Source organism: bacterium (assembly GCA_035308905.1).
Classification (GTDB): domain Bacteria; phylum Sysuimicrobiota; class Sysuimicrobiia; order Sysuimicrobiales; family Segetimicrobiaceae; genus DASSJF01.
Genome location: DATGFS010000055.1, coordinates 1 through 2,958 on the forward strand (window position 1 = coordinate 1; position 2,958 = coordinate 2,958).

Annotated in this window: 4 protein-coding genes; 3 read left to right on the forward strand and 1 reads right to left on the reverse strand. The window is 70.1% G+C overall.

Going from position 1 to position 2,958, the window contains the following annotated elements; all coding sequences use genetic code 11:
• Positions 1-772, forward strand: a 772-nt coding sequence (locus VKT83_16310; GenBank protein HLY24030.1) for a DegT/DnrJ/EryC1/StrS family aminotransferase, incomplete at its 5' end; no start/stop codon positions are given.
• On the forward strand, positions 756-1,247 hold the full coding sequence (locus tag VKT83_16315; GenBank protein HLY24031.1) for an acyltransferase: 492 nt from the start codon (positions 756-758) through the stop codon (positions 1,245-1,247). The genes VKT83_16310 and VKT83_16315, both read left to right, overlap by 17 nt.
• Before the next feature lie 249 nt (positions 1,248-1,496).
• On the opposite strand, the gene VKT83_16320 is transcribed toward VKT83_16315, so the two are convergent.
• The gene (locus tag VKT83_16320) at positions 1,497-1,967 is read right to left on the reverse strand and encodes a hypothetical protein (GenBank protein HLY24032.1); all 471 of its coding nucleotides are present in this window, start codon (positions 1,965-1,967) and stop codon (positions 1,497-1,499) included.
• A gap of 199 nt (positions 1,968-2,166) precedes the next feature.
• Here VKT83_16320 and VKT83_16325 point away from each other — a divergent pair.
• Positions 2,167-2,958, forward strand: a 792-nt coding sequence (locus tag VKT83_16325; protein ID HLY24033.1) for a hypothetical protein, incomplete at its 3' end; no start/stop codon positions are given.

Sequence of the window (2,958 nt, forward strand, 5' to 3'; positions counted from 1 at the left end):
TGCGGTGGCGGCGCAGATCGGGCCGAAGACGCACATGGTGCTTCCGGTGCACCTCTACGGCCAGATGGCAGACATGGGCACCCTCCGGAATCTGGCCGAGGGCAAGGGCATCGCGATCCTCGAGGACGCCTGCCAGGCTCACGGCGCCCGCCGCGCCGGCATCGGAGCGGGGGCGGCCGGAGCCGCCGGGGCGTTCAGCTTCTACCCCGGGAAGAACCTCGGCGCTGGAGGCGACGCAGGCGCTTTCGTCACCAACGATCGGATGCTGGCGACCAGCGTCCGCGCGCTCCGCGAACATGGACAGACGGCGAAGTACGTGCACCTCTGCGAGGGATGGACCGCGCGACTCGACACGATCCAGGCGCTCATGTTGCTGCACAAGCTGCCGCGGCTCGACGAGTGGAATGCCCAGCGCCGCGCTGCCGCCCGGTACTACGCCGAGGGGCTCGCCGGTGTCGGCGATCTCGTGCTCCCGTCGGTGGGCCCGGAGAGCGAGCCGGTATGGCACCTGTACGTCGTCCGCACGGCCGACCCGGAAGCACTCGCCCTCTTCCTTAGGGAGAATGGGATCGGTACGGGTCGCCACTACCCCGACCCGGTCCACCTCACGGCGGCGTACGCGCGGCTCAGCTTGGGCGCCGGGAGCTTCCCGGTTGCAGAGCGCCTGGCGCGTGAATGCCTCTCGTTGCCGATCTTCCCCGGCATCAGCGAAGAGCAGTTGGCGGCCGTCGTCGGCGGCGTGCGAGCGTTCTTCGATGGACGCGCCGGCTAACGACGCGCCGTACCGCTTGATCGACGACGTCACATTCGGTGACGACGTCCGAGTCGGGTCGTTCACGAACCTCTATGGATGCTCCATCGGCAGCGAGACGCGGATTGGGCCTTTCGTCGAGATTCAGCGCGGGGCGACCGTCGGTGCTCGCTGCAAGGTCCAGAGCCACACCTTCATCTGCAGCGGGGTCGAGATCGGCAACGAGGTTTTCGTCGGCCATGGCGTCATGTTCATCAACGACAAGCATCCACGCGCGACGACGGAGCTCGGGGCGCCCCAGTCGGACGGCGACTGGAGGCTCATCGCCACGCACGTCGACGACCGAGCCTCCATCGGCTCTGGCGCGGTCATCCTCGCCGGCGTGACCATCGGAGCCGGGGCGCTCGTCGGCGCGGGGGCCGTTGTCACGCGGGACGTCGCGCCGGGCGAGACGGTGGCCGGCGTGCCGGCGCGGTTGATCGGCCGCGAAACCTGATCGGCACGGCGCGGCCCGGTCCCCCCGGAAGTCCAGCCCAACCATGGGACCTGGGGGTGAATCTTCGTCACTCGAAAGGGGGATACCGCCCGAACGGCCGTTGGCACATCGCGGCCCGAGGTTTACGTTTTCCGGACTGTCAACTCCGACTTCGTTCCCGAAGGCGGGAAACGCCTGGCAGTGCCTGTGAGCGCGGGTGGGCCGCCGCCCGCGCTCACCGGCCTACCCGGTGGCGTCGCAGCGCGAGCTCTAGCCGGACGTCGTCGTCTGCGGCGTCGTCACCGTCGCAGTCGTCGTCGACGGCGCGACGGCCAGAGCCGGAAGGAGCGCGAGCGCCTTCGTCTCGAAGTCAGTGGCGCCGTGGAGCGCTGCGATTCTCGTCTTCGCGGGCTGACGAGACGACACGGCAGCGTTGACGGCGTTCGCCGCGTTGGAGATCGGGTTGTAAGGCGGGCTTGCCCGGAACCCGGCCGCGGCGAGAGCCGTGCTTGCAGCCGTCAGATGTGCTGACGCTTGCCGGAGCGCGATCAGGAGGTTCTTGTTTGCTTTGGGCGTCCCCTTCTTGATATCGGCGACCGCCACGAGCTCAAGCGTCATCGCCGAGTGAAGGTCCGCCTGGATCTGTGCGAGCGTGTCCGACGAGAGCGGTCCTCGCGTCGGCGAGCCGGTGGCGGCGAGTCCGGCCGCTGCATAGCCGCCGATACCAATGACCGCCGACATGGCGACCGCGGCGACTCCTCTTGCAACTCTCGACATCCACCTTCGCACTGAGATCGCATATTCGTACGAAATCCCCGCAAAAGCGACCTGCGCGGTGGATTCTCCCCTTCCGTCTAGCGGGGGGCTCAAGCAGCGGCGGCCCTGCGCCGATACGCATCACGACCCTCCTAGCCAACGCGGGACCTGCGGCGACCCATCCATGTCCTACAACCACATCTCGCCGGAACTGGCGCTCATCGATCCGCGGCTGGCAACCCAACCGAGAAAGGTAGATCCGATGATCGCGCCGTTCGACTCAGAAGACGGGACGCCGCCCGGCCCAAACGGTTCGCCCCCTAGGCCCGACACGCAGGATCCACCCTCGATCGAAGGGCTCCTCTTTGCCGCGGGCGCCATCTCGGCCGACCAGCTCGGCGAGGTCGTCCGTGATGCAGTCCTCAATCAACGCCCCGTTTCAGCGGTCGCGCTGGAACGCGGCTTCGTGACGAAGGAGGTCCTCGACGAGGTCGTTGCAGCCTCGGGCGCGAACGCGTCCCTCGGGGAAGCCCTCGGGGAGCGCGATCCGGAGGCCTCCCGGGCGGTCGTCTCCGTGGTGCAGCCGGTCGGCGCTCCTGTCGCGCCGCAGACGCTCATCCTTCCGCCGCCCGAGGTGCCGGCCCCCCCGGCCCCGGCGGCCGTCGAGCAGGCGGTCGCCGCCGCGGCACCGCGCCCAGTGGCCCATCAGACACTCATCCTGCCGCCGCCCGAGCCCCCGGCGCCCGTGACCGCGGCCGCCGCGCAGCAGGCGGTCGCCGCCGCGGCACCGCGCCCGGTCGCCCACCAGAGCCTCATCCTGCCGCCGCCCGAGCCCCCGGCGCCCGTGACCGCGGCCGCCGTGCAGCAGGCGGTCGCCGCCGCGGCACCGCGCCCATCCGCGGACGCGCCTGCGATCGTGGCTCTTCCCCCCCAGGCGCCGCTCCCGCGGATCGTGACCGCCTCGGCTGACCACCAC